At 35.6% G+C, this 2620-nt stretch carries 2 protein-coding genes; both read left to right on the top strand.

Annotation, left to right across the window (positions count from 1 at the left end):
* Positions 1-438 precede the first annotated feature (438 nt).
* Positions 439-1191 (top strand): hypothetical protein, encoded by a 753-nt coding sequence (locus O3627_RS11745; RefSeq protein ID WP_125383389.1) that lies wholly within the window; start codon positions 439-441, stop codon positions 1189-1191.
* Positions 1192-1757: 566 nt separating this feature from the next.
* On the top strand, positions 1758-2516 hold the full coding sequence (locus O3627_RS11740; RefSeq protein ID WP_125383387.1) for a hypothetical protein: 759 nt from the start codon (positions 1758-1760) through the stop codon (positions 2514-2516).
* Positions 2517-2620: the final 104 nt, after the last annotated feature.

Here is a 2620-nt window from a genome sequence, read left to right as displayed (position 1 = left end):
ATGAAAGGGGGTAATATAAATGGTAGATTCAATTCAAGAAATTATTCTTCATGTTGTCAAATCAGTTCTGGCATATATTTGTTATAAATGCATTGACTGCTGGTTTGATACTATCAGAAGTCGTAAGAACAGCGCGAAAAAACCACGTCGGTTCCCGACACGCCGCAGAAAGAAATAATTCTGCCGCCCCTGTGTTCAATATATAGAGAACGTAAAAAAGCCCTTATCTATTGCAGTAGATAAGGGCTTTGGGGGTAATAAGCAAATGCTTAGACCCAATTCAAGAGTCTCCATTGTACCCTAATTTCTCTATTTTGTCAAGCTGTTTTTTATACCTGAGATGGACTGGTTCTGAAGTTTAGGAGAACTTTTTATCATACATTGTTTTTTTCCGAAATTTCGTTATAATATAGTAAATAAAGAAAGTAAAGGTGTCGTATGATGAAGAAAAAATATCTCCCCCTTCTTTTAGCAGTTTCCTCAATTTTCCTTCTGTTTTTATCAGCCTGCAGTTCCAATAAAGGAGGCAATACTAATGGTTCTAGCTCTGAAGTACAAAAAACGGAAGAGGGAATTTATGAGCATCTGAAAAATGCTAAAAATAAAATTTGGTATGTGGCAGACGAAGTATCTAAGGAGAGTCATCCTTTTGCTGTCTATGTTTTTAATAAAGGAAAAGTCAAAGGTTATACAACTTTCAATAGGGATGAAGGTAAATCCTTTGGCGAACTGTCTAAAATGACCGATGAAGAAATCATGGAGTATTATGAAAGTCAGGAAGGGACTTTTTTGAAACATATCTATGATGTGACTGCCAGCAATGCAGAACAATTTCCAGATGAGACTCAATATAAGGAATTAGCAGAAGCGCTGAAACCTTATGGAGATGGTAAGGGCAAGTTACCAACGGCTGATTTTCAGGTTAAACTTGTAACGGATGATACTGGTAAGAATATTGCTAGCGAGAATATTGAAATTGATTTTTTAGATGTTAGTAAGCCGGACCGGAATTTTGGGACTTTTTGGAATTATACTTTGAAATTAAAACATGTTACGAGCACAACCAAGGTTTATAATAGTACTTATAATGGTTTTGAAACAGAGGACGATCATAAGCCGCTCTTTGTCACTCGTAGTAAGAATGAATTCAAACTGGATACCTTAAAAACTAAAGGGATTGATGTTGAATAAAGATGGAACTGGAAAGAAACTTATCTTTCCAGTTTTCTGCCTTTCAGAATGGACATTCTTATGCTGGATCCCCAAGAGTCAGTGTCAGAATGCGAGAGAAAATCTACGAAGCTTATAGATGAGTGTTTTGAAAAGAATTTATAGAGAGACCCGAACATCTACGTTGATGAATTGCTTTCTTGAAGAAAGATTTTTCAATGCGATTTAACTTACTTTGAAAGTTTTTGCTGGTTTGATACTATCAGAAATCGTAAGAACAGCGCGAAAAAACCACGCCGGTTCCCGACACGCCGCAGAAAGAAATAATTCTGCCGCTCCTGTGTTCAATATATAGAGAACGTAAAAAAGCCCTTATCTATTGCCGTAGATAAGGGCTTTGGGGGTAATAAGCAAATGCCTAAAACCTGTTTGGGACCCTTCATTATACCTTAATTTTTCTATTTTGTCAACCTATTTTTTATACCTGAGATGGACTGGTTCTGAAGTTTAGGAGAACTTTTTATCATGCATTTTGTTTTTTCGAAATTTCGTTATAATATAGTAAATAAAGAAAGTAAAGGTGTCATATGATGAAGAAAAAATATCTCCGCCTGCTTTTAGCAGTTTCCTCAATTTTCCTTCTGTTTTTATCAGCCTGCAGTTCCGATAAAGGAGGCAATACTAATGGTTCTAGTTCTGAAACCCAGAAGACAGAAGCGATTTATGAGCATCTAAAAAATGCGAAGAATGAAATTTGGTATGTAACTAAGGAAGTATCAAAAACCTCTTATCCTTCTTATATCTATATCTTCAACAAGGGAGAAGTCAAAGGTTATAATTTATTTGATGCTAATATAGAAGGGAAATCTTTCGGAGATTTAGCACAGATGTCTGATAAGGAGATTATTGATTACTATGAAAGTCAGGAAGGGACAGCTTTAAAAGGCCTCTCTGAGCAGGCAGATTCATTTTATGCAAATATCAATCAAAATGAGGTGTCTAAGGCAACATCTGAAGCGTATAAAAAGTATGCAGATGGGAAAGGAGAACTTCCTGCTGTCAAATACAAGGTTAAGCTAGTGACAGATGAAAGTGGGACTGGTGTCGAAAGTGAGAATATTGATATCAATCTCTTGGGTGTCGGTCAACATGCGTCAAGAGTTGGAGAATTTCCGCATTATACTGCTGTCTTGAAGCATGTAACCAGTACTACTAAGGTTTTTGTCAGTACATATAATGGTTTTGAAACAGAGGATGCTGCGAAACCTTTATTTGTTACTCGTAGTAAAAAGCAGTTTGACTTAGATACTACTAAAACAAATGCTAAGGGACTGGAAATAGAATAAAAATAGAAACGGAAAGAAACTTATCTTTCCGTTTTTACTGTCTTGACAATCATTTGAGATATAGTATAATGAACTTGTATAAATTATTTATTGCTTTTCAGTTG

The sequence above is a fragment of the Streptococcus sp. 27098_8_82 genome, assembly GCF_041431615.1.
Classification (GTDB): Bacteria; Bacillota; Bacilli; order Lactobacillales; family Streptococcaceae; genus Streptococcus; species Streptococcus sanguinis_K.
This window is presented reverse-complemented; position numbering and strand designations above follow the sequence as displayed.